The sequence below is a fragment of the Paenibacillus tundrae genome, from assembly GCF_030812775.1.
GTDB lineage: Bacteria > Bacillota > Bacilli > Paenibacillales > Paenibacillaceae > Paenibacillus > Paenibacillus tundrae_A.
In genome coordinates this window covers 185,070-207,878 of sequence record NZ_JAUSTI010000008.1, presented here as the reverse complement: position 1 = coordinate 207,878, position 22,809 = coordinate 185,070, and the positions used below count along the sequence as shown (strand labels likewise).

Annotated in this window: 18 protein-coding genes; 14 read left to right on the top strand and 4 right to left on the bottom strand. The window is 45.4% G+C overall.

The genetic code is table 11. The features are described 5' to 3' along the window. Positions 1-47: 47 nt before the first annotated feature. Positions 48-1,703, top strand: a complete 1,656-nt coding sequence (locus J2T19_RS16070; RefSeq protein ID WP_307217435.1) for an extracellular solute-binding protein — start codon at positions 48-50, stop codon at positions 1,701-1,703. 344 nt (positions 1,704-2,047) lie between these two features. Here the strand turns inward: J2T19_RS16070 and J2T19_RS16065 are convergent, their stop codons facing one another. Continuing rightward, positions 2,048-2,887: a hypothetical protein gene (locus J2T19_RS16065; protein WP_307217433.1), complete on the bottom strand. Its 840-nt coding sequence runs from the start codon at positions 2,885-2,887 to the stop codon at positions 2,048-2,050. A gap of 238 nt (positions 2,888-3,125) precedes the next feature. Between J2T19_RS16065 and J2T19_RS16060 the strand changes: the two genes are divergently transcribed. From J2T19_RS16060 to J2T19_RS16035, 6 genes are all read left to right on the top strand, one after another. Beyond that, a complete protein-coding gene (locus tag J2T19_RS16060) occupies positions 3,126-4,229 on the top strand; it encodes a CotH kinase family protein (RefSeq protein ID WP_307217431.1) in 1,104 nt (367 codons plus the stop codon). 247 nt (positions 4,230-4,476) lie between these two features. Continuing rightward, complete coding sequence (locus J2T19_RS16055; protein WP_307217429.1) at positions 4,477-6,282, top strand: ABC transporter ATP-binding protein; 1,806 nt, start codon at positions 4,477-4,479, stop codon at positions 6,280-6,282. After that, positions 6,263-8,101, top strand: a complete 1,839-nt coding sequence (locus J2T19_RS16050; RefSeq protein WP_307217427.1) for an ABC transporter ATP-binding protein — start codon at positions 6,263-6,265, stop codon at positions 8,099-8,101. Before J2T19_RS16055 ends, J2T19_RS16050 begins: the two co-directional genes overlap by 20 nt. 467 nt (positions 8,102-8,568) lie before the next feature. Further along, entirely contained in the window at positions 8,569-8,991 is a 423-nt protein-coding gene (locus J2T19_RS16045; RefSeq protein ID WP_239290482.1) for a MarR family winged helix-turn-helix transcriptional regulator, read from the top strand. A gap of 234 nt (positions 8,992-9,225) precedes the next feature. Continuing rightward, the gene (locus J2T19_RS16040; protein ID WP_307217670.1) at positions 9,226-10,533 is read left to right on the top strand and encodes an MATE family efflux transporter; all 1,308 of its coding nucleotides are present in this window, start codon (positions 9,226-9,228) and stop codon (positions 10,531-10,533) included. Between the two features lie 255 nt (positions 10,534-10,788). Further along, positions 10,789-11,103, top strand: coding sequence for a hypothetical protein (locus tag J2T19_RS16035; protein WP_307217425.1), 315 nt, complete (start codon positions 10,789-10,791; stop codon positions 11,101-11,103). Positions 11,104-11,256: 153 nt separating this feature from the next. Here J2T19_RS16035 and J2T19_RS16030 read toward each other — a convergent pair whose 3' ends face one another. Then, positions 11,257-13,017: a bifunctional metallophosphatase/5'-nucleotidase gene (locus J2T19_RS16030; RefSeq protein ID WP_307217423.1), complete on the bottom strand. Its 1,761-nt coding sequence runs from the start codon at positions 13,015-13,017 to the stop codon at positions 11,257-11,259. A 284-nt stretch (positions 13,018-13,301) separates the two neighbouring features. Between J2T19_RS16030 and J2T19_RS16025 the strand changes: the two genes are divergently transcribed. The 7 genes from J2T19_RS16025 to J2T19_RS15995 all read left to right on the top strand — a co-directional run bounded on the left by J2T19_RS16025 (position 13,302) and on the right by J2T19_RS15995 (position 18,661). Beyond that, positions 13,302-14,288 carry a phosphate/phosphite/phosphonate ABC transporter substrate-binding protein gene (locus J2T19_RS16025; RefSeq protein WP_307217421.1) on the top strand — a complete coding sequence of 329 codons (987 nt, stop codon included), beginning with the start codon at positions 13,302-13,304 and terminating at the stop codon, positions 14,286-14,288. Between the two features lie 195 nt (positions 14,289-14,483). Next, positions 14,484-15,281, top strand: a complete 798-nt coding sequence (phnC, locus tag J2T19_RS16020; RefSeq protein WP_056694609.1) for a phosphonate ABC transporter ATP-binding protein — start codon at positions 14,484-14,486, stop codon at positions 15,279-15,281. Beyond that, positions 15,278-16,135, top strand: coding sequence for a phosphonate ABC transporter, permease protein PhnE (gene phnE, locus J2T19_RS16015; RefSeq protein WP_307217417.1), 858 nt, complete (start codon positions 15,278-15,280; stop codon positions 16,133-16,135). Before phnC ends, phnE (J2T19_RS16015) begins: the two co-directional genes overlap by 4 nt. Then, positions 16,132-16,938: a phosphonate ABC transporter, permease protein PhnE gene (gene phnE / locus J2T19_RS16010; protein WP_307217415.1), complete on the top strand. Its 807-nt coding sequence runs from the start codon at positions 16,132-16,134 to the stop codon at positions 16,936-16,938. The genes phnE (J2T19_RS16015) and phnE (J2T19_RS16010) overlap by 4 nt, the downstream gene beginning before the upstream one ends. A gap of 520 nt (positions 16,939-17,458) precedes the next feature. Continuing rightward, on the top strand, positions 17,459-17,956 hold the full coding sequence (locus J2T19_RS16005) for a hypothetical protein (protein ID WP_307217413.1): 498 nt from the start codon (positions 17,459-17,461) through the stop codon (positions 17,954-17,956). A gap of 29 nt (positions 17,957-17,985) precedes the next feature. Beyond that, on the top strand, positions 17,986-18,375 hold the full coding sequence (locus J2T19_RS16000) for a hypothetical protein (protein ID WP_307217411.1): 390 nt from the start codon (positions 17,986-17,988) through the stop codon (positions 18,373-18,375). Between the two features lie 25 nt (positions 18,376-18,400). Next, complete coding sequence (locus J2T19_RS15995; protein WP_307217409.1) at positions 18,401-18,661, top strand: hypothetical protein; 261 nt, start codon at positions 18,401-18,403, stop codon at positions 18,659-18,661. 122 nt (positions 18,662-18,783) lie between these two features. On the opposite strand, the gene J2T19_RS15990 is transcribed toward J2T19_RS15995, so the two are convergent. After that, complete coding sequence (locus tag J2T19_RS15990) at positions 18,784-21,591, bottom strand: DUF5689 domain-containing protein (RefSeq protein WP_370874890.1); 2,808 nt, start codon at positions 21,589-21,591, stop codon at positions 18,784-18,786. 367 nt (positions 21,592-21,958) lie between these two features. Continuing rightward, entirely contained in the window at positions 21,959-22,435 is a 477-nt protein-coding gene (locus J2T19_RS15985; RefSeq protein WP_307217407.1) for an RNA polymerase sigma factor, read from the bottom strand. Between the last annotated feature and the right edge of the window lie 374 nt (positions 22,436-22,809).

Below are 22,809 nucleotides of genomic sequence, written 5' to 3'. Positions count from 1 at the left end.
GTCACATCGCATCAGTTCATAATATAGGGAGAAAGAGGGTCTTATCTATGGCATTAACGATGAAGGCATGGATGAAGTCGAGTCTCGTTCTGGGCTTAATTGGTGGGTTATTGGCTGGATGCACTGGGGGAGGTTCAAGTGAACAGGCTGAGGGCGAAGGTAATAGAGGTAACATCACGTCAACGATCTATGATCGAGGAGCTGTCCCAAGCGGAATGGGCACAATTGAAGATAATATGTGGTCCAAGTGGATTAATGAGAATGGCCCGGCAAATGTAAAATACACAGCAGTTCCCCGCTGGGAATCCCAATCCAAGCTGAATGTATTATTTGCTTCTGGCAGCGCGCCCGATCTTATCTTTGAATTCGGTACACCGATCCGAAATACGTTGTTTAATCAGAAACAGTTGATGCCGCTAGATGATCTGATCGAGAACTCCAGTGTGGAATACAAGGCACTGATGGAGAAGTATCCCCAGCTTAAGAAAGCGGGCATCAAAAGTGATGGCAAGTTATATGAAGTGGGGCGTATGAATGAGGTGTTTCCGCTGACGAGCTTTTTCATTCGGGAAGATTGGCTGGAGAAGCTGAATCTAGAAGTGCCGACCAATGAAGAAGAGATGCTCGCAGTCGCGAAAGCCTTCACGGAACAAGATCCGGATGGTAATGGAGCCAACGATACATACGGCATCGGCGGGTTTCAGTTTGGCGATACAGCAGGTCTATTCCGTTATATGTACAACGCCAACTGGGTGAATGTGGAGAACGGCGAGGTTGTGGTCGGGCCGAACAATATGAAGGAAGCAACAGCTTTCAAACGTGCGTTATATGAAGCTGGCGTCGTAGATAAGGATCTCCTGACCGACAAGGATGGGGCTAAGGCCAAACAGGATTTCTTGAATGGAAAAATAGGCATGTATGCTGCCATGACTTCAGATTATACGGGATTTGCAGCTAAGGAACTGGATACGCTGATGCAGAATGTTCCCGAAGCGAAATTAAAGGTTATTGCCCTGCCTATGACTTCGGTAGGACAGCATACCATGGTGTGGAACAATCCCGTTCAGATGACAGCCGCCATTAATGCTCGTGCCAAAAATCCTGAAGCAGCCATGCAGTATATTGATTTTCTAACCAAAACTGAGACAGGACGAACCTTCAAAAATGGCTTTGAAGGCACGCATTATACGTTGAATGATCAAGGCTGTCCGCGTATTTCCGATCAGGAGAAATATAAACAAGAGGTAAGCTGGGCAGGTGATTATGCGATGCTGTACAGTCGTCTGGAGGAAGGCAAATGCGGATACACTGAAATGCTGTTCAGTGAAGAAATTCCATCTCAGAAGGAGGGGCTCCGTCTCTTCAAGGAAGCGCGAGAGGTATATATGACGGATCTTCCTGTGGGAGAAGGGGTTACTCATTCAGAGCACATGCCACAACTGCCGAAGGAACTGCAAGTGAAGTTGACCAATGTAACGACAGCCATCAATGATATTTACACTCGTTCCATTATTGGCGGCAGTAAGTATACGGTGGAACAGGCTGCGACGGAAGCGCAGCAGAAGTGGGAGCAAGGTGGCGGCCCAGAGATTGAAGCGTGGTACAAAGACTGGTGGAGTAAGGAAAAGGACAATGTATTAGTTTGGGAAGATTTCTATGAAATCTATGAACAGCAACAGGCGGATTTTGAGAAATCAGAGTAAAAGTACAGTCTGGACAACATGCCAGCCAAGCTTGAAAACGTAAACATGCTAGTAGCTGAAAAAAGAGCTTAGAAAGAGCCAGAACATCATTGTTCTGGTTCTTTGTATTAAATTGACTAGCAATATGTATAGTAGGTTTAAGGTACAACTAATATGACGATGTTGCCTAGTTTACGAACATTTAGGCAGATCATCCCCGTTCATAAAGTGTCATATGTAGTGTATTGTTCATATGTTATTTGTAGATATCTCCCAGAGGGAGAAGAATAGGCGGTGCTTTAAGAACCACCTTAGCATTCTCCCATGTAAACTGGCAGATAACGTTAAGCTTATGCAACAGGAATTTATTTTCTACGTCCAGAGACGTACCCGATTGATTTATGCCCGGAAGATTTATGCGGATATTTGTCACAGCATTTGTGCCCGGAAGATTTATGCGGATGTTTGTCACAGCACTTGTGCCCGGAAGATTTGTGTGGGTGCTTGTCGCAGCATTTGTGTCCCGAAGATTTGTGTGGATGCTTGTCACAGCACTTGTGCCCGGAAGATTTATGCGGATGTTTGTCGCAGCATTTGTGCCCGGAAGATTTATGCGGATGTTTGTCACAGCACTTGTGCCCGGAAGATTTATGCGGATGCTTGTCACAGCATTTGTGTCCGGAAGATTTGTGTGGATGTTTGTCACAGGATTTATGTCCCGAAGATTTATGCCCACTGGATTTGTCAGGGTGTGATGTTGTTCCGCTAGATTTATGTCCGGTAGACTTATGACCGCCACGAACTACGCAGATTGTTTTGACATGATAGATTGGGATTCGAATGATCTCCTGACGGTCAGTCGTAATAATGATCTGACTTTGATTAACCTCAGCGAGAATCCCCTCAACCTCATCACGGCAGCCCAGATTAATCTGTACACGACGGAAACGAAGTGCCTGTAAGACCTCCATGAAGGAATTGGATGGTATAGGATTGCTCAATGGCGTGCTGCTACCGCTGGAACGACCTGTATCAGTGATACTTTTGATATTTAGCCCATTTACATACACGAATCCTTTCTTACAGATCAGTACCATGTAATCACTCCGTGCATCAACCACTTTACCTTGAACGGCTTCTGCACCCCGATTAACCTTGACTTCTCTTCCGACTAAACCTTTTACGCCCTGACCATTTATAGACATTGCACTTACCCCTTCCATCACATAAGTTCAGAACAACTGAAATGACTGATGATTGATGTTGTCTTACTCTCTTAATCTGCATTCAAGTTTGTCTGTAATGTAATCATATGTTTCGTGTTTCATAGAGGGTCTAGCCAATCAACCATTTGGTTATGAATTTGGCTATCATCTATTAGATCATTTGTATATTCATAGAGAAGTATCGGTTAACTGTGTGTTTGCATAGGATGCAGAAAGAATGGGATTGAACGACAATCGACAGTCTTCTGAAAGGCGGATGAACATGGGGTTACCTGTTTACCGGATCACCATATCTTCTTACGAATATGAGCAATTAACATCCAATATATGGTCTGAACAATTTGTGAAGGGCTCTATGCAGATGGACGGCAAGCGGATTCCAATTCGGATTCGTTATCGGGGAGGGCATACGCGCGGTTATCCAAAAAAGTCTTTTGAAATTCGGACATCTAGTCGCACATATCACTTTAATGCAGAGTACGATGATCCTTCGCTCATTCGCAATGCGCTGTCTTTTCGCTTTTTTGAGTCGATCCGGGTGCATGCGCCATCTACCAAGCACTGCGTGTTATATTTGAACGGACAGCTTCTGGGGGTATACCTAAGAATCGAAGGTGTGAAATCTTTCTTTTTTCGCCAAAGGAAAATTCCTGTACGTAGTATCTTTTACGCCATTAACGACCATGCTGGATTTGCAATCCATTCGGACTCTTCGTCAACCGATACGAGAACGAATCTATTGTCTGGCTATAGCTTGATCCGTGGCAAGGAAGTGGATAAGGCGAGGCTGCGTATGTTTATCCAACAATTGAACGCGAAGTCCAGATTGGATCTATTTCGATTTTTGCAGACAAGGATGGATATAGACAATTACCTGCGCTGGTTATGCGGGGCTGTATTTACAGGGAACTACGATGGGTTCGATCAGAATTATACGTGGTATGAGAAAACGAAAACTCGCAAATATGGCATTCTTCCATGGGATTATGAAGGAACCTGGGGGAGAAATTGTTATGGTGTTCAAGTGGATGCCAGTCTTGTTCGGATTCAAGGGTATAATAAACTGACCGGGAAAATGTTAGCTTTTCGCCGCTTTCGCGAGCAATATAAAAAACTGATGCGTCATCATCTGAAGACTGCTTTTACAGAGCAGAAGATCATGCCGATTGTGAATCGACTACATCATGACATCTCCAATGAGGTCGAGCAAGACCCTTATATGAAATGGCCTATGGATGTGTTCGCTGGTGAACCCGAGAGAATTCGTACCTACGTGACAGAACGCCGGGAATATCTTCATCAGAAGCTACATCAGTTGTGAGCATCCAAACAGCTTGGGAAGGGCATACCTTCCTTTTTTTTGCGTTAAAAAAGAGGGGAAGACTATTTCTTGCAGAAAAGTAGGGTAATAAGAATAGAAGCAGGATTGTAAAATACGTTATAATAACCATATATGTACATAGGAAATGATTACATAGTGGGCAAAGTGGAGAAAACAACATGTCTAAGGGAGGCTCTGAACTGGAGTAAAATATACGTTTAGAGCGCTCCGAGCCGGAGGAATGCTTATGATCAAGCTGTTGTACTACTTGAAGAAGTACCGAGTTGCCGCCATTGCTGCTCTGGTTATGATGTTGATTGAGCTTGCAGTGGAGCTAGCTCAGCCGTATCTCATCTCGAAGATTATCGATAACGGCATTCAGGAAGGCGATCTGTCCGTCGTCTGGTTATGGGGCGGAGTGCTTGTGGCGAGTGCGGTTGTTGCTTTTGCTGCCGGCATTGCCAGTTCGTTTTTTGCCTCCCATGCGAGCTTAGGATTCGGATACGATCTGCGGGAGAAGCTGTATGATAAAGTGCAAGCGTTCTCTTACGCCGTATTCAATCGTTTCGCCACCTCATCGCTCATTACTCGCTTAACAGGGGATGTTACCCAGGTTCAGGATACCGTCTTCATGAGTCTGCGATTCATGACACGTGTACCTCTGGTCGTGATTGGTAGCATGATTATGGCTGTGGTTGTGAATCCGCGATTAGGTCTACTGCTGGTCGTTATGGTGCCTGTGTTGCTTATTGTCGTGGTTTGGATGATTAAAAAGGCAGCGCTGCTGTTCCGCAATGTGCAGCGCAGACTGGATGCCGTCAACGGAGTCATCCAGGAGAATCTGACAGGCATTCGGCTGATCCGTGTCTTCGTGCGGATGGGCCATGAGATTGAACGCTTTGCCGGCTTCAGCGGCAAGCTGATGAAAGGTACGATCTCCGCGCTACGCCTGACGGAGACGACGATGCCGTTCATGTTGCTTATGATGAACGGCTGCATTATCGCTGTGCTATGGTTCGGGCGAGCAGATATTAACTCGGGCAGTGCAACGGTAGGTGAAGTAGTCGCTGTCATTAACTACCTGCTTCGTACCATTGGGGCGATGTCTGCTTTATCTTGGATTCTGGTGACATTCTCCCGAGCAAGCGCTTCAGCGCAGCGGCTGAATGAAGTGTTTGAAACTGAGGACGATTCAGAGTCGGCTCAGAAGTCAGCGAATTCATTTTCTACAGAATCAGGACAGTCTGCACCATCAGCAGAACAAGGAACATCCATGTTGACTCCAAAACAACAATCAATACAAGGTGCCGTTGAATTCAAGAATGTTGGCTTTCATTATCCGAACAGTGATATTACGGTACTTGAAAATATCTCGTTCTCTGCTCGTCGAGGTGAGCGCATTGCTATTATGGGAGCGACAGGCTCAGGCAAGTCTTCACTTGTACAGTTAATTCCAAGGCTATACACAGAGGACACGGGTCAGATTCGGATTGACGGTACCAACGCAGAGCGTCTGGATACCTCGTTGCTTCGTGGGGCAATTGGTTATGTCCCTCAGGAGGTCGTCTTATTCACAGGCTCCGTTCGAGATAACATCGCTTGGGGCCGAGAGGATGCAACCCTGGCTGAGATTCAGGAAGCGGCGAAGCGTGCTCAGATTCATGAGACCATCGAGAAGCTGCCGAATGGTTATGATACACAGTTAGGCCAACGCGGCGTGAATCTGTCGGGTGGACAGAAGCAACGTTTATCCATTGCAAGGGCATTAATCCGTCGTCCGAGCATTCTCATCCTGGATGACAGTACAAGTGCACTGGATGTGGCAACAGAAGCAAGGTTATTGGATGCACTGGAGGAACTATCTTGCACAACCTTTATCATTACACAGAAGATTAGCTCTACAACCTCGGCCGATCTAATTCTGCTGCTGGATGATGGACGTCTGATCGGGCAAGGTAAACATGAGGACCTGATGGATTCATCGGAATTGTACCGTCGTATCTATCAATCACAATATGGGGAGGGCACGCCGCATGTTCAAAGCATTCATTGAACCCTTCCGTCAACCGCCACCACCGCTTGATCCTGCAACGCTCAAAGGCGGCGGCTCTAAGCCGAAGGCAAGGGCGAAGAATTGGTCAGGCACATTGGGGCGGATCTGGACGTATCTTGCACGCCGCAAAGTGAAGCTCTCACTGGTGCTACTGATGGTATTTGCAAGCTCAGCACTTGCGCTGCTTGGGCCGTATATGGTGGGCGTCGCAGTAGATAGCTTTATGGATGGAGAATCAACCAGCGCTAGTTGGACCAGGTTCCTGCTTGGACTGGTTGCGGTGTATGTATTGTTCTCCCTAACATCTTGGCTGCAAAACATATGGATGATCGAAATCGCACAGGAGACGGTATATCGTATGCGGTATGACCTGTTCTCCCACCTGCACAAATTGCCTATTCCATTCTTCGGCAAGCGTCAGCAGGGTGAGATTATGAGCCGGGTTACGAATGATATCGAGAATGTTAGCGGTACATTGAACAGCTCGGCCATCCAGATTTTTTCAAGTATATTAACGCTACTGGGAACGTTTGGTGTCATGCTCTGGCTGAGTCCATTGCTGACCTTGCTTACATTTATCGTCGTACCGCTTATGGCTCTTGGCATGCGCTGGATTACGCGTCGAACAGGGCCACTCTTCAAGGAACGGCAGCGTAATCTGGGTGAACTGAATGGATATATTGAAGAGACGTTATCTGGTCAGCGCATCATTAAAGCATTTTCTCAAGAGGAACGGGTTATTCGTGGGTTTGAGGAGCGAAATACTCGAATCCGGATTTCCGGCTTCTGGGCGCAGACCATCTCTGGTTTTATACCGAAGCTGATGAACGGACTGAACAACCTGAGCTTCGCCATCGTAGCAGGGATCGGCGGTATTCTGGCAATTCAGGGTACGGTTACCGTCGGTGTCATCATCATTTTCGTTGAGTATGCTCGTCAATTCACACGTCCGCTGAACGATCTTGCGAATCAGTGGAATACGTTATTGTCGGCAATAGCCGGAGCAGAGCGTGTATTTGAAGTGCTGGATGAAGATGAAGAAGCGAAGGATGAAGGTGCAGCAGTATCGCTTGAGAAGGTAGAGGGAGCGGTACGCTTCGACCGGGTCTCCTTTGGATACGATGAAGGTCGTGACATTTTGCATGAAATTAGCTTTGAAGCGAAGCCGGGAGAGATGATTGCATTAGTGGGTCCAACTGGTGCAGGCAAAACGACGCTAATTCAGCTATTATCCCGCTTCTATGATCCAACGGCGGGTACGCTGACAGTGGATGGAAGGGATCTCACAACCATTCGCCGAGAGAATCTGCGTTCTCATATGGCATTTGTTCTTCAGGATTCATTCTTATTTCAAGGGACGATTCGGGAAAATATCCGCTTCGGGCGTCTGGATGCATCAGACGAAGAGGTGGAGATTGCCTCCAAACTAGCCAATGCGCATTCCTTTATTACGCGAATGAAGGGTGGATATGACAAAGTGCTTCAGGCCGATGGCAGCGGCATCAGTCAAGGACAGAAGCAACTGCTTGCCATCGCTCGCGCGATTCTGGCCGACCCATCCATTCTTGTGTTAGATGAGGCGACAAGTAGTATTGATACCGTTACGGAGATCAAAATTCAAGAGGGACTGCAACGTCTTATGCAAGGGCGTACCAGCTTTGTCATTGCTCACAGGCTGAACACGATCCGCCAAGCAGATCGGATTCTCGTGCTGAAGGATGGACATCTGTTGGAACAAGGCTCGCATGACGTCTTGCTGGAACAAGGTGGCTTCTACAGCGAGCTGTATTACAGTCAGCTACGCAAGAAAGCACAATAATGGCTGGGTGAGTCATTGGCATTCTCGGATACGTCTCCTCGGTATCACAGGTGTTGAACGAGATGAATTCATAACCCAGTTGATAGCAATTAAATAGGGAATACAAAAAAACGGACATCTATAGGGCAATGTCATTAAAATAAGCTAAACTTAATGACATTGATCTATAGGGTTGTCCGTTTTTGCATGAATTGAATAATGTACTTTGTTGTTATGATACTGCCTAACAGGCGGTGCCCTGCTTCATGAGAAGGGTGGTTGGGCAGCGATTTGATTACACCGATGAGCTGTTCAACATGGCCTCGTCATGTTTTTTACACTTAGGCAGCCATATCATGAGTAGTGCAGCATTCACGGGATTGTAATAATTATGATGCTTGACAGTGTAACGAGGTGGATGTATATTTAGCTCACTAACACTTAGATGTCTAACTTTAAAGAGTCATACAAAAGAGAGGTGAGTACTCATGCGGAAAGATACGCCATATTCGGATCTATTTCAAACGATTGGGATCAAGATCAAACGCAAAGCCGACGATCAAGTGAACGAGTTAGGACTTAATGCTCAACAAGGTCGAATCATCGGATATATCTATGAACATCAGGATAACGGGTTGATTCAGAAAAACCTAGCCGAGGCGTTCAACCGGCGGGATGCAACGATTACGAGTATGCTGAAGGGCCTGGAGAAGAACGGATATATCGAGCGGAAGATTCCTTCGGATAATGAACGGCAGAAGAACTTATACGTCTTGCCTAAGGGTGAGCAAGTGATTCAAGATGTAGCCCAGATGTTTGCCAAGGTTGAGCACGAGATTGTGGCAAGCTTGACCGAAGAAGAACAGGCAACATTGATGCAGTTATTGACCAAGGTTAATCAGAACCTCTAAGAAGATGGAGACACCTGAGCAGGATTAACTGCTCATATCTAAATAGTTAGAATTCGAACAGTTTATGTTCTATTGATCAGTTTACCAATGTTGGTTGGTAATGCAGCGATATTTATTTTTTGTTTAAAAACTTAGATTTCTAATTGTTATAATTGAAAGAGAGGCGGAATTCCGTTGAAAGAAAAACATTCAAACTCCTATTATCTGAGCACAGCCCCTGTCCACAAATCCATTATGCATCTGTCTATTCCTATGATGTTGGGCATGTCTGCGGGGACGTTGTATAACCTCATCAATGCTTTTTTCATTGGTCTAGTTCATGATACAGGCATGTTCAGTGCGATTACCCTCGGCTTACCAATCTTCACTGTGTTGATGGCATTTGGCAATATGTTTGGAGTCGGTGGCGGCACCTTCATTACACGTCTAACGGCTACGGGTGAAGGGGAGAAGGCGAAGAAGGTTGCAGGTTACTCGCTTTACTTCAGCTTAGCTGCTGGTCTATTAATTGCCCTCATCTCTTGGTTGTTCATTACCCCGATTGTTCATGGACTTGGCGCCAATCAGGCTGTATATGCATACACGAGTCAGTACGCCATGACCTTATTGGCAGGTGGAGCGATTGTCATCGTGAACTTTGCACTGGAACAGTTGGTTCGGTCAGAAGGCGCATCGAGGGAATCAATGTATGGTATGTTCATTAGCATCGTTGCCAGCATTTTATTGGATGTACTATTTATTCTTATCTTCGATTGGCATGTATTCGGTGCTGCGCTGTCCATCGTATTGGCGAATGCTTGCTCAGCAGCCTATTATATCTGGTATTTATCATATCGCAGTGAGAATCTTAGAGGCTTCTTAAAGCACTGGAAGCTGAACCTGCAAGATCAGTTAGAGGTGTATAAGATTGGCGTATCCGAACTACTGCAAACGTCATTCCTGATCGTATCAACTCTATTGTTGAACCACTATGCAATGACATTTGGTGATCATATTGTCGCTGGCTTCGGTATTGCGCTACGGATTGTGCAGTTGCCTGAGTTTCTAACGATGGGGATCTTCATGGGAATTATTCCGCTCGTGGCGCATAATTTTGCAAGTGGGAATTTTGCTCGATTAAAAGCCACGTATAAACAGGCGACGCTATATATTGCGGGGATCGCGGTGATTTTTATCGGCATCGTCTATGTATTTAAAGAACAAGTCATTCGTCTGTTCTCATCTGATTCATCGGTGCTTGAGGCCGGAACCGCTATCCTAATTGCGATGCTGATCTCAGCGCTGTTCACCGGGCTTACTGGACTGTTTACTGGTATATTCAAAGCTGCTGGAGAGGGGATTCCAACCAATGTGATGGCAATCTGCCAAGGAACCTTGTTCATTCCAGTGATCATTATTTTCCATAATTACTTTGGTCTCACAGGCGTGATCTGGTCTATGACTATAACTGAAATTATTACAAGTGTTCTTGGGCTAATCCTGTTTGTATTCCACTACAGACGTATTAGTCAAAAAAACAATCAGCTTGTAGTCAATGCTTAAACTTAGGCGTAGGCTGGATATTAGAGCGGGATGGAGTAGGGGAGACACTCTGATCCTGCTCTTTTCTATTTTTAATCTTTGCCTGCATACGGAGTGTGTGTTACCAGTATCCACTCCAAACTATCAGATATTTCACAGGTTAAATATGGAAGTGGTAACCATGACGTTATGTCACAAAGTGGATATAATAGGGCTTATTCACAAACCCCGTATACTCGTATAAGGGAAGATAGGTAATGGAGGTTGTCTGAAACATTGAAAAACTCAACAATTGCAACATGGCTCTTTTTATTTAATGGTTTATATTTATTAACATTATTAGCGTATCCAATCGTGCTGATGATGAGCGTGTTTATGTTTGATGCCCCAACTTCATATGACTATGCATCAAACTATGCTGCCGTTTCTTTACTGATGTCTTATCCAATTGCTGTATTAGGATCACTATCTTGTTGGGGATTCTATCATAAACGGAAGTATAAGTGGGCTATAGCTATGGCGAACCTGTTGTTGGTATGGATTGCTCTGTTTATACTCGCGCTCATTGTGAACAGTATATTACCTTTTTAGAGGTTGAGGCGAATGATTGGCCGATCATAAGATGAAATAGCCTACGAGAGATTCTGAATAGAGAACCTTTCATAGGCTATATTAATTTGGTAGAGGTTTTCTAACCTCCAAGTGGTCTTTGTAATCTTTTCAGTTGAAGTTAAGACTCTCGTTCTAGTTAATAACCTTCCAATTATTCGCAGGCTGTACCTTCAACGGCTGATGTCTACGAATATAATCTTCCACTAATGCAGCCATATCCGTGGCTCCTTCATGCAGCACCTTTTTACCTGGATACATAGCATAATCGCCTCCCCCAGCAGCACGGTAGCTATTCATCACCACAGAATATGTGCTATCCATCGCAATCGGTGTGCCATTGCGCTCTAGCTTCACGACTCGATTGCCTACAGGCTGAGAGATATCAAGCTCGTATTCAATGCCTGCCCACATATCATAATTGTAATGCTGTGGTTTAGGTTCGATGTAGGCCGGGTTAACGATAACATTTCCTGAGGAATCTAGTTCGAAGTAGCGTGCACTTTGCTCCAACGCTTCTCGAATATCCTGACCACTCAGCTCTAATACGGTAAGCGTATTAGGATAGATGAAATTCGATAACACATCCCGAACCGTGATCTGACTTCCGAATCCGCGAGCTTCTTCACTAAGCATGGCCGTATTCGAGAGCTGTGCTCCCGTTGCTTCTATCTGTACCTGATGAACAAAATCAATGAATGGATGTGCCTGAAGTCGGAGCGTTGTCGCATCGGAGATCGACAAGTCACCAGATACCTGGCCAATCGGTTGATCTAACCAGGCTTGAGCCTGAGTTTCCAATTCATCCGTAAGTTTCATGATCACATCATCGGGTTCCAGCTCTTGCTGTTCATCCAAGCGTAGCAGCTTAGCCTGTTTATCTGTAATTTGCCATGCTCCATCCGAATTTTGCTGTAACTGAACCGATACATGCCCTATGCCGCTTCCACTGAATCCAGGCTGAATGACGGTTACACCATGGATTTCGGTAGTGAGCTGGCGATGTTGATGTCCTGTGAGAAGCACATCAATCCCTTCGATATCTCGACAGATCGCATACCCTTGATTCTCTCCAGTCAACCGTTCGGCCGGTTCCCCAGTCGCTAGATCACTTTCGAATCCACCGTGATAACTAACCACAAGCACATCTGGCTTCTCCACTTCGCGAATGTAATTAACCCATGTACGAATGGTCTCTAACGCATCAAGGAACTGTAATCCTTCAATATTTTTGGGATGCTCCCAGTTCGGGATGTAGTGTGTAGTCGCACCTAATAAAGCAATTTTGACACCTGTAGACAACGTCTTAACCAGATATGGAGAGCCAAATGCAGGAATTCCAGCAGCCAATGGTGCGATGGGATGCTTTCCTTCATTGGCATCTTCATTGGAATTCTCTCCGTAAGCATGGATCACAATGGATTCATCCCCATACGTCATGAAGCTCGGCTGTTCCCCTGCAGCATCTTGCTCGCTTTCTAGTAATCTTTCATGATCTTCTTGCGGACGAGTCCGAACAATGTTAGCAGACAACCATGGGAATGTAGAGCCTTCAACGGCTTCATGGAGCAGCTCCTGCCCATAATTGAACTCGTGATTTCCCATGACTGCTGCATCATAGCCGAGTTCATTCAACACGGTAATGAAAGGATGAATATGATGCTTGGATACGTTGGCAGCCGCATAGGAGGCCAGGGGAGAGCCTTGTAGTAAGTCACCATTATCCACCAGCATCAATTCGGGTGAACGCTCACGTTCTTTACGAATGAGTGTAGCTAGCAAGGCAAGCCCGGCTGGGCGATAGGCATTGGTATTGTAATGTATCGGACGGATGGCTCCGTGCAGATCACTGGTGAACAAGATATCGAAGGTTGTCGTCTGGTGAGTAGGTTTCATTTTACAATCTCCTCTAATATATAAGTTTATATATATGGAATGACCCAAAAAATGGAACGATAGAAAGAATGGAAGAAATAGATGCATGCCTGATATTCGTGCCTTTTCCATGCTTTTCTTCTTCAATTCTCAACCATAATGAGCCTATTCTAACAGATGAAATCGTCCCTGACAGCATGACAAGAAACTTTACAAAACTCCAAATTTCGTTTCACATGGCGCAAATATTTGCCAATTATAGTAGATAAGTATTGAAAAATAGAAACTCTTTGGAGGGTGTTCGTTTGAAGAAGTCCGCTTTATTTTTACCATTGTTGATTTTGGTTCTGTTTCTGAGTGCATGTGGGTCTAATGCTACGACAGGTTCGTCTAACGGGGCTGATACGAGTTCGAATGCGTCCGGTACGTCTACCGAAACGGCAGAAACAGAAAAAGAAGCCGAAGGTTATGTACCAACAGAACTAACGGTTCAATTCGTTCCATCCCAAAATGCAGACACGCTTGAAGCTAAAGCGAAACCACTGGAGAAGTTGCTGGGGGACAAGCTGGGTATCCCGGTTAAAGTCAGCGTATCCACAGACTACAACACAATTATTGAAGCAATGGCTTCCAACAAAGTGGACGTAGGTTTCTTGCCTCCGACAGCTTATGTACTGGCTAAAGAAAAAGGCGCAGCTCAAGTTATTTTGCAAGCTCAACGCTTTGGCGTAAATGATGAGACAGGTGCTCCAACAGAAGAATTGGCTGATTCTTATAAATCGATGTTTATCGTGAAAAAAGATTCACCGATTCAAACAATCGAAGATCTCAAAGGTAAGAAAATTGCTTACCAAAACGTAACTTCTTCCGCTGGTTATGTATGGCCAGCAGGTTTGTTGCTTGACAATGGCATTGACCCATTGAAAGACGTATCACCTGTAACATTGAAAGGTCATGACCAAGGTGTTATTGCTGTACTGAACGGTGACGTTGATGCAGCAGCTATATTCCAAGATGCTCGTAACACTGTAGCTAAAGATTACCCAACGGTATTTGAAGATACACGTGTACTGGCGTTCACTGAGCCAATTCCTAACGATACCATTGCTGTTCGTACAGATATGAATGCAGATTGGACTGCGAAGATCAAACAAGCTTTCATCGATATCGGTAAAGACACAGAAGGCCACCAAATCATTAAAGAGATCTACACGCATGAAGGTTATGTAGAGTCCGATGATAGCAAGTTCGAGATCGTTCGTCAGTATGGCGAAAAAGTAAAAGGCGAGTAATTGTAGCTTAGAAGTACTACAACTCTAGAAGTCGTTTTACAACCTTGTTGCTTCACGTATCTCTCTTGATGGGACTAGCTATATCGTATCAGAGTGGGCAGGCCAGTTCAGCGTGATCTACGCTGCGCTGGCTTGTGCCATTATAGCAAGGCTTCCACCTGTATGATCATTACGAATGAAAGAAGGATTACTGCCATGATTGAGCTTCATAACGTCACCAAAACGTATGCAAACGGCACAAAAGGCCTGGATAATATTAATCTGAAGTTTGAGCAAGGTGAATTTATTGCGGTCGTTGGTTTGTCTGGAGCAGGGAAATCAACCCTCTTACGTTCCATTAATCGACTGCATGATATTAGTGAAGGCGAGATCAAAATCAATGGAAGTTCAATTACGAAGGCGCAGGGCAAACGTCTGCGCATGATCAGACGTGATATCGGCATGATCTTCCAAAGTTTTAACCTAGTGAAACGCTCTAGTGTTCTCCGTAATGTGCTCTGTGGACGTGTTGGATATCATTCCACCATGCGAACCATCCTGGGTCGTTTCCCGAAAGAGGATGTTGAATTGGCATTTACCGCGCTAGATCGGGTTAACATCTCGGAGAAAGCTTACTCCCGTGCAGATCAATTGTCTGGTGGACAACAGCAGCGTGTGGCGATTGCGCGTGTACTTGCCCAAGAAGCCAAAATCATTCTGGCTGATGAGCCAGTGGCATCACTAGACCCACTTACGACGAAGCAAGTTATGGATGATCTGAAACACATCAATCAGGAGTTAGGCATTACGACAATCGTCAATCTCCACTTTATCGACCTGGCGAGAGAGTATGCGACCCGAATCGTGGGATTGCGGGCAGGTAAAGTTGTATTCGACGGTCCAGTCGAAGAGGCAACGGATGAGCGATTCGCTGAAATTTACGGCAGACCGATCCTGGCTGACGAATTACTGGACAAGCAGGCTGTGCATGAGCAGGGAGAAGTTCTGGTATGAAGGGACAATCCAATGTTTCACTCCAGAATTCAGGCAAGCCAGGCATAGGTAAGGAACCTGGTTCCAGCCCGAGTCAGGTTGTTAAGCGTCCTAAACCACCTGGACGCACGAAGCATCTACTCACGTTAGCCATTATTTTGCTTCTTCTCTGGGCGAGTGCGAAGCAGACCGATGCTAGCTTTACGGAGCTTTTTGAAGGCTTGCCGAACATGTGGGATCTGCTAAAAGAAATGTTTCCACCCCGGTGGAGTTACTTTGATAATATCGTTCAAGGTATGCTGGAAACCATTCGCATGGCGTTAATTGGTACAACCATTGGTGCGATCATTGCCATTCCGGTGGCGATTATCTGTGCGGGTAACCTGATGCCTAGCCGCTGGATTTACTACCCGGCACGTTTTGTACTTAACTTGATTCGGACAGTACCGGATCTGTTGCTTGCTGCATTGTTTGTCGCGGTGTTTGGCCTAGGGCCGATTCCGGGTATCCTGGCACTGGCTGTATTCTCCGTAGGTCTAATTGCGAAGCTCACCTATGAGACGTTAGAAACGATTGATCGGGGGCCGCTGGAGGCGATGACGGCTGTTGGCATGAACCGTATCCAACTCATTGTGTATGGTGTTGTGCCACAGCTGGCTGCTCAATTCACATCCTATGTGTTGTATGCCTTTGAGATTAATGTGCGTGCTGCTGCCATTCTGGGATTGGTGGGAGCCGGAGGGATTGGTCTTTATTATGAAGCTACACTTGGATTTCTGGAGTATGACAAGACCAGTGTAATCATTCTGTTTACCCTTGCTATCGTCCTGATTATCGATTATGTAAGTACTAAGCTGCGGGAGAAATTGCTATGATGAAAAATGAAACAAGCCGCATCCGGCCGAAACCACGGAAGAACCCGCTTCGCTGGGTTATTGTTATCCTGCTGATTCTGGTGTACGCATGGGCTCTTGCCGGTGTACCGTTTACCGGGTTTAAGGAAACCGCTGGACAGATTATGAAGGCGATTATCGCTGGTATATTCTCACCAGATTGGGACTTTGTTTATCTGCCTGAAGGAGAAGATCTGCTGCGTGGATTGCTGGATACACTCGCCATCTCTGTACTCGGTACGGTGATCTCTGCTGTATTATGTATTCCATTTGCCTTCTGGTCTGCACGTAATATGAGTGGGCATCGCTCGATCTCGGGTGCAGGTAAAATGGTGCTTAGCTTCATTCGTACGTTTCCTGAGATCATCATGGCTTTGATGTTTATCAAAGCTGTGGGCCCTGGATCATTCGCAGGGGTACTTGCCCTTGGTTTACACTCCATCGGCATGCTCGGTAAATTGTACGCCGATGAAGTTGAAAATATCGACTATGGCCCTTCGGAAGCGTTGCTCGCTACTGGAGCCAATCGTATGCAGCAATTATGGTTCGCTATATTGCCACAGGTCATGCCTGGATTCTTGAACTATACCCTGTATCGCTTCGAAATCAATGTCCGGTCTGCGACCATCCTGGGTGTCATTGGAGCAGGGGGTATTGGTACACCGTTGATCTTTGCACTAAGTACCCGGAACTGGCCGCGTGTAGGTATTATCCTGCTAGGCATTATTGTGATGATTACGATCATTGACTTGATCTCGGGGTATATTCGGAAGAAGCTTGTATAATGAGGAGAAGATTATTAAGTGCTAGTATGATACAGCATTTAGTGGTCTTCTTTTTTTGTGTGTATCTAGGACGTGATGATGTGCTATCACTTGGTGTTAACGAATCGGAGAGACCTTATTTGGCCGGTTTACGGCGAATGGAGAGGGTAACGAATCGGAGAAACGTTATATTACGAAATGCCACGGTCTAGACCTCATTCGTGCACCTAAAAGGCATAATAACGTGTCAACGATTCGTTAGCATTTCCTGAAAGCAGTTTTCCGCCAAATAAGGCCGACTGAGTTCGTTAGGGATGGAAGGTGCAAGGATCAATGGAAGTGACTTCAGATCGTCAAATGCTGCTTCTCCAGAGATTTTCAGACACGCTCATGTCATGAGTATTACTGTGTGAGAGATTTTATTATTAGTTATTGATAAGTTCATCATGTAAATTGTGGTATAGTTTCTTTATAAATACATGTTTGAAAAGTATCATTTTCAATATATTCACTTTCACTTATCTAGTGAGGGGGCTTTAGGTTGAGGTTAACACAATTACGTTTGTTCATTATTATTGCTGTTTTAGTTGGAGTTGGCCTGGTTGTATGGCTCTATCCATTTCCTAAGGATATTTATATTGAGCGGCAGGCTATTCAATATACTCAAGATGATCCAGTATCTGCAGTAACTACAAAGATTAAGGTGGAAGGAAGGATGGTTCGTCCTCTTTTTCGTCAGGCATCCTTTGAAGGCCACGTGTCTGTAGATCATATTGATCTAACCCAGAAGGATTATATGTCGACGATTTATATACTTGAGAGGAAGAACCATGTTAACAAAGGTAGCTTAACTTACAATAAAATGGAAACTCCTTTCGATTATAGCTTGATTGGTCTCATTTATTTCAGTGATGATTGGAGAGAGATCAGTATGTTTCTTGGATCTACTGGGGATGAGAGAACACAAACGCATGTGGTTACAGGAGCTTCCAATTACGAAGAAGCTGTGGAGATTCAAGAGAAGATGAGAGGGAAGTAATGAGAACTGCGACCATTTTAATCATAATTTTGCTGACATTTGTTACCGGCTGTACAGGGCAGAATCAGCGCATTGATCCAAACGAGTTTCTACATCAATTCCAAACCTCACTTGAAGAGCAGGGGCTGGAGGTTAAGTTCATGGAGCCATCATCCAGTGTTGATATGCAAGGTCTGATGCCTCATCAATTCAGCATTTCTCATGATGGGGAGGATAGCGACACCGTATTTATTTTTTTTACGGATTCTATTGAACAAGCAAAGCAAGCGCTGGTAAAAGCGAACTTTAACATCTCGCTCCTAACCAAGGTCGGTGAGTATACCAAAGATAATGTCATTATTATTCAATTCGCACATGACGGTAATCTCGATAAGTACCGTTCTCAGATTGACACAGCGATATCTAGTGATGAAGAGTGAATTAAGAAGAAAGAAGGTGAAGCACATGGAGACATTTACTATTATTTGGATTGTGTTTGTGCTAGTCATATTGCTATATCGAATGATTTTTCAGAAGTTTAAGGAGCATAACAGAGAGAATATCGGACTTAGTGGAATCCTGATTATTTTCACGTGGAGTAACAATTCCTCAATACAGATGAACCAGATCGTATTCTTTGCCATTATTGCCATCGCAGCGTATTCTGCTGTAGTGAACGGCATGCTGTTAACCAGAAAGATCAATGAGCCGGAGCGCTTGTCATGAACAAATGAATTGATGAACTAACGAATTAATGAATATATGTAAAAAAACCGAATCCAGGTAGCTCAACGTGGGGATTGATCCCATCCAGGCTACTCGTGGTTTCGGTTTTTTGGTTTGTTTTATTAGCTTGCCAATGGCAGAGCTGCTTTAGTGACTTGAACCGTAATGGTCTCAGTGCTTGTTACACCTGCTGCATTGATCAATTCCGCACGGTACGTGTACGTTCCGTTGGCACGACCAGACAGATTGGTTACAGCACGCTGAGATGCTGGTGTTGCAGCCTTCAATTCCTGTGTATCGATAAGTACATCATTTTCATAAAGGCGGTACTCTGTAGCATTGGTACCCCACCAGAGATTCATCGTTACACTGTAGTTGCCATCGCCGTCCCAGTTATCTTGGGAGAGCGTAGCTTTACCTGGTGATGCATTGGTTACTTGCACGATCAGCTCATCACTACGTGTAGTGCCTTTACTGTTCGTCAGCTCGGCTACATACGTATATGTGCCATTGGCTTTGTCTGCGATCGCAGTTTTGGTTGACTGTGCAGAAGGTGTAGCTTCAGTTAATTTCTGTGTGTCAACGAGTACGCCGTTTTCATACAATTTGTACTCTGAGCCGTTTTCGCCCCACCACAGATTCATACTTACGTTGTAAGAACCGCCGAACAGTCCTGTTGTATAGCCATTATCGGAAGAAAGCACCGGTTTGCCCGGTGCTCCCACAGCTGGAGTGGAAGGCACTTCGCCTCCACCTTGTTCCTCGGCAGCAACAAAATCATTCAAGCTTCTAGGCTTCAGTTGATATACATCTTTGAAAATAGCCGATACACCTGTGATGTCCAGTTTGTCGCCTGCAGCATAAGGGAAGGATGTTTCAGTTACACCTGTACGTGTATCCACGCGCACATGTGTGCTTGTTCCGTCCGCTGCTACGGCGTCAAATTCAAATGATCCAGCAGGAGTAGCGCTGATTACATTTTGAACGGTAACGTCTTTCAATTGAACCAGTTGGCCTTGGTTGGCATCACTGATGCTTGTTACTAACGCTGGAGCAGGAACGGAAGCCGTACCCGTCTTCTCAATAGCTACAACATCGGTAAGCTCGAATTCGCTGTTATAGATCGTTGTTGGTGCTGTAACTTTCACTTTGTCGCCAACTTGGAAGCCACTAGTATGTTGGAATACATAGATTCCAGCTGTCTCATCTTGAAGATAGAAGGCTTGTCCGCCAAATGCACCTGGCTGTGTTGTAACTACACCTTCAATGGTTACCGTTGAACCAACTGCTTTGGTACGAGCTTCAGCAACCGTAATTGTTGCTGGGATTGGCCCTTCTTCCTCTGGCAGCGGCGTAGCTGGTACGTTACCTACAGTTACGGCATTGGTGATCAAGTTGCTGCCGTTCAAGCGTAGGCGCAAGCTTGCATTGCCGTTTGTACCTGGTTTGATGCGAACGTTGAGGTCTTTGATTGCGCGACCTTTACTGTCTGAGGTTACACTAAAAGCAGAGCTATAACCGTATGACGTTGGCCATGTGCCGCTGTCATTTTGGATCATAGCTACTTGGGTTCCACCCGTCAGATAAATCCCTGCGCTATAGCCTGATACCGTTGTATTTGGAGGCATGTTCTCTACTACAACACGTACCTGGAAGTCTTCCGCATTCGGAAGTGTATCCTGTTTCACGAAGCTGTAAGAAGCATTGGCGCTAGATGTAGGTCCACCATATGATCCTGGTTTGAATGTGGAACGATCATACCACTTGTACCCGGCAGCAGGTGCCGCCCAAGGTTCAGCTTGTGGTTCTGTAGAAGCTGCTGGTTCTTCGAATGGCAACAGGGCAGTAGGACTATCCAGTTCCAGTCCAGCCACTTCAGTCAGACTCGTATAGTTTTCTTGCGTCGCGAGCCAGTTCACTGTGTTCACGAGCAATACCGCATCATCAGCTTCTTTGAAGCCGTCATAGGTTGTTTTGCGCGTGCCTGTCTCTTCACGCAAGTATTTAGGCGATGCATCTTCCACCGGGGAAGAGTCCCCAATGAAGGCAGCTTTACCTGCACCCAGCTTGGATACAGCCACGTAAGGTCCTTCTTCGATTCCACCACCGTTGTATACACCTTGGTCAACCGCGTTGTTCCATTTCGCATTCGTTTTTGGCAAATACACGATACCCTTCGCAAGCGTTGGATCTGTGATCGCCAGTGTAGAACCAGCATGCATCGCTACGGATGATACACCTTCCGTGATGCCAAAGGATTGGTCAGCCGGTACGATAATGTTGGCGTCAATATCACCAAGTGCGTTGTAGCGGAAACGGATGCCGAAGTTTTCGGACAACCAGTCTGTGCTCGTTACATTTTGCATAGCTTCAGAGTTACGTTCCTCTGTGCTCATACCTTTGGTTGGATCTTCAAATGCCCCACGGCGATAACCGTTAATGGCTTCTGAACCGTCCCAGCGGTTTTTGTTGCGATCGGCATTATAGTGATCTCCGATGAAGAAGATACTGCCGCCTTGCTCAACGTATTGTTTCATTGCTGCTTGTTCCGAAGTTTTGAAAGGAATCTGAGGTTCTGCAATAACGAATACGTTATACTCTTTCAGATCCTCATAGGTAAATGGGGTTGTCTTGCGCAGTTCCTTTACGTAATATCCATCATTCGCTAACGCATTTCCGAAGTCGGAGAAACCTCCGTCGATTACCCAATCTGCGGCTCCTGCCGTCTGACCGTGTGAGTTGTCGAACAATACCTTTTTGCCAGCATTTTCGTTAACGATCTTCGCCTGAATGAATGGTGCCGGATCTGTCGGCCCTTCCGCATGTACCGATGCATCTCCGTTCCACAATCCAATCTGAAGCGGCAAAGCCATGGACAATGCTAGGAGTGATTTTAACCAAACTCCCCGCAAACCTCTCAATTTACCCAACCAAATCCCTCCCAAATATTAGGGCGTACCTGAAAACTCCCTGAAGTGCATCTTTTACCGCCTTTTCGCCCCCTGCTGCGTCACTTTCCCTTGACGTGCCCCGGCACGCCTGCGTTAAACTTCCTGACTTGGAACGAAAATTCGGCAAAATCTGCTTCCTTCGGAGTTTTCAGCCCCGCCCTAGTTGATTCATAAGTTCGTCCATATTCTACCATACCAAAATCTAACATAGTCATACCAAATTGTAAAAATTAACTCGATATTTGTAAAATTGGGTATTATGACATATTAGTATAGGTCTTAGGTATATATAATCGCTTCTCCGTGTGCTACAATATGTTCATTTTCATAATAAAAAAGCCATCTCTTAGGAGATGACTTTGGCTCGGATTCGATTGACTGCATGGAAGACAGAGGATTTAATCATGCCTTCACTGCGGTTGACCAGCTCGGCTGTTTCTTTAATAGAATATCCATGGATCAGGCGTAGCTCTAATATTTTACGATGCTCGGTATTGTTAATATGGGAGACAAGATCATTAACACCTTCATTAATTTCAAGACTTAGTGTGTCTACATGGTGTGTGGGTACTTCCAGTCGGCTGTCGCGCCGTAACGTACGAGTACGTCTACGGAAGCTATCCATTGCTAGATTGCGAGCAATACGCTTGAGATAGTAGAGAAGTCGATCTTCGGGTATGGGATCAGTCACTTTCATGAGCCGAATGAAGCACTCCTGAGCTAGATCCTCGGCATCCTGTGGTTGTTTGAGGATGTGAGATAGATACCTTGTAATTTCTGATTTATAGTTGATGTACGCATCATTTATCTGTGTGTTGTTCATATGATGTGAATCCCCCTTGGATACAGATCAGGCTTGATTCCGGTCTGGTTACTCTTGCTTATGATGCAAGTATATCGGGCGGTTGTTTCCAAACCGTTCAGAGTTGTATCGGAGTTGTAACATTTCTCGCATTCCTCTGTTCAAGGAGCCAATTTGCGATACAAAATAGGGCGTGACTGAAAACTCCGAAGGAAGCAGATTTTGCTGAATTTTCGTTCCAAGCAAGGAAGTTTTCCGTAGGCGTGCCGGGGCACGTCAAGGGAAAGTGGCGCAGTAGGGGGCGAAAAGGCGGTAAAAGATGCACTTCAGCGAGTTTTCAGACACGACCGAGGCAACAGAAGGAAATTCATAGAGCAGGGAGATTACGAGAGGAT

What these genes read in the sequence shown, in the direction of transcription:
- J2T19_RS16060 (WP_307217431.1), top strand. Translation starts at nt 3,126, where the DNA reads ATGGGATTGAACGACAATCGACAGTCTTCTGAAAGGCGGATGAACATG.
- J2T19_RS15985 (WP_307217407.1), bottom strand. Translation starts at nt 22,435, where the DNA reads ATGAACAACACACAGATAAATGATGCGTACATCAACTATAAATCAGAA.
- phnE (WP_307217417.1), top strand. Translation starts at nt 15,278, where the DNA reads ATGAAGGGACAATCCAATGTTTCACTCCAGAATTCAGGCAAGCCAGGC.
- J2T19_RS16065 (WP_307217433.1), bottom strand. Translation starts at nt 2,887, where the DNA reads ATGTCTATAAATGGTCAGGGCGTAAAAGGTTTAGTCGGAAGAGAAGTC.
- phnC (WP_056694609.1), top strand. Translation starts at nt 14,484, where the DNA reads ATGATTGAGCTTCATAACGTCACCAAAACGTATGCAAACGGCACAAAA.
- J2T19_RS16040 (WP_307217670.1), top strand. Translation starts at nt 9,226, where the DNA reads ATGCATCTGTCTATTCCTATGATGTTGGGCATGTCTGCGGGGACGTTG.
- J2T19_RS16055 (WP_307217429.1), top strand. Translation starts at nt 4,477, where the DNA reads ATGATCAAGCTGTTGTACTACTTGAAGAAGTACCGAGTTGCCGCCATT.
- J2T19_RS15995 (WP_307217409.1), top strand. Translation starts at nt 18,401, where the DNA reads ATGGAGACATTTACTATTATTTGGATTGTGTTTGTGCTAGTCATATTG.
- J2T19_RS16050 (WP_307217427.1), top strand. Translation starts at nt 6,263, where the DNA reads ATGTTCAAAGCATTCATTGAACCCTTCCGTCAACCGCCACCACCGCTT.
- J2T19_RS16030 (WP_307217423.1), bottom strand. Translation starts at nt 13,017, where the DNA reads ATGAAACCTACTCACCAGACGACAACCTTCGATATCTTGTTCACCAGT.
- J2T19_RS16070 (WP_307217435.1), top strand. Translation starts at nt 48, where the DNA reads ATGGCATTAACGATGAAGGCATGGATGAAGTCGAGTCTCGTTCTGGGC.
- phnE (WP_307217415.1), top strand. Translation starts at nt 16,132, where the DNA reads ATGATGAAAAATGAAACAAGCCGCATCCGGCCGAAACCACGGAAGAAC.
- J2T19_RS16045 (WP_239290482.1), top strand. Translation starts at nt 8,569, where the DNA reads ATGCGGAAAGATACGCCATATTCGGATCTATTTCAAACGATTGGGATC.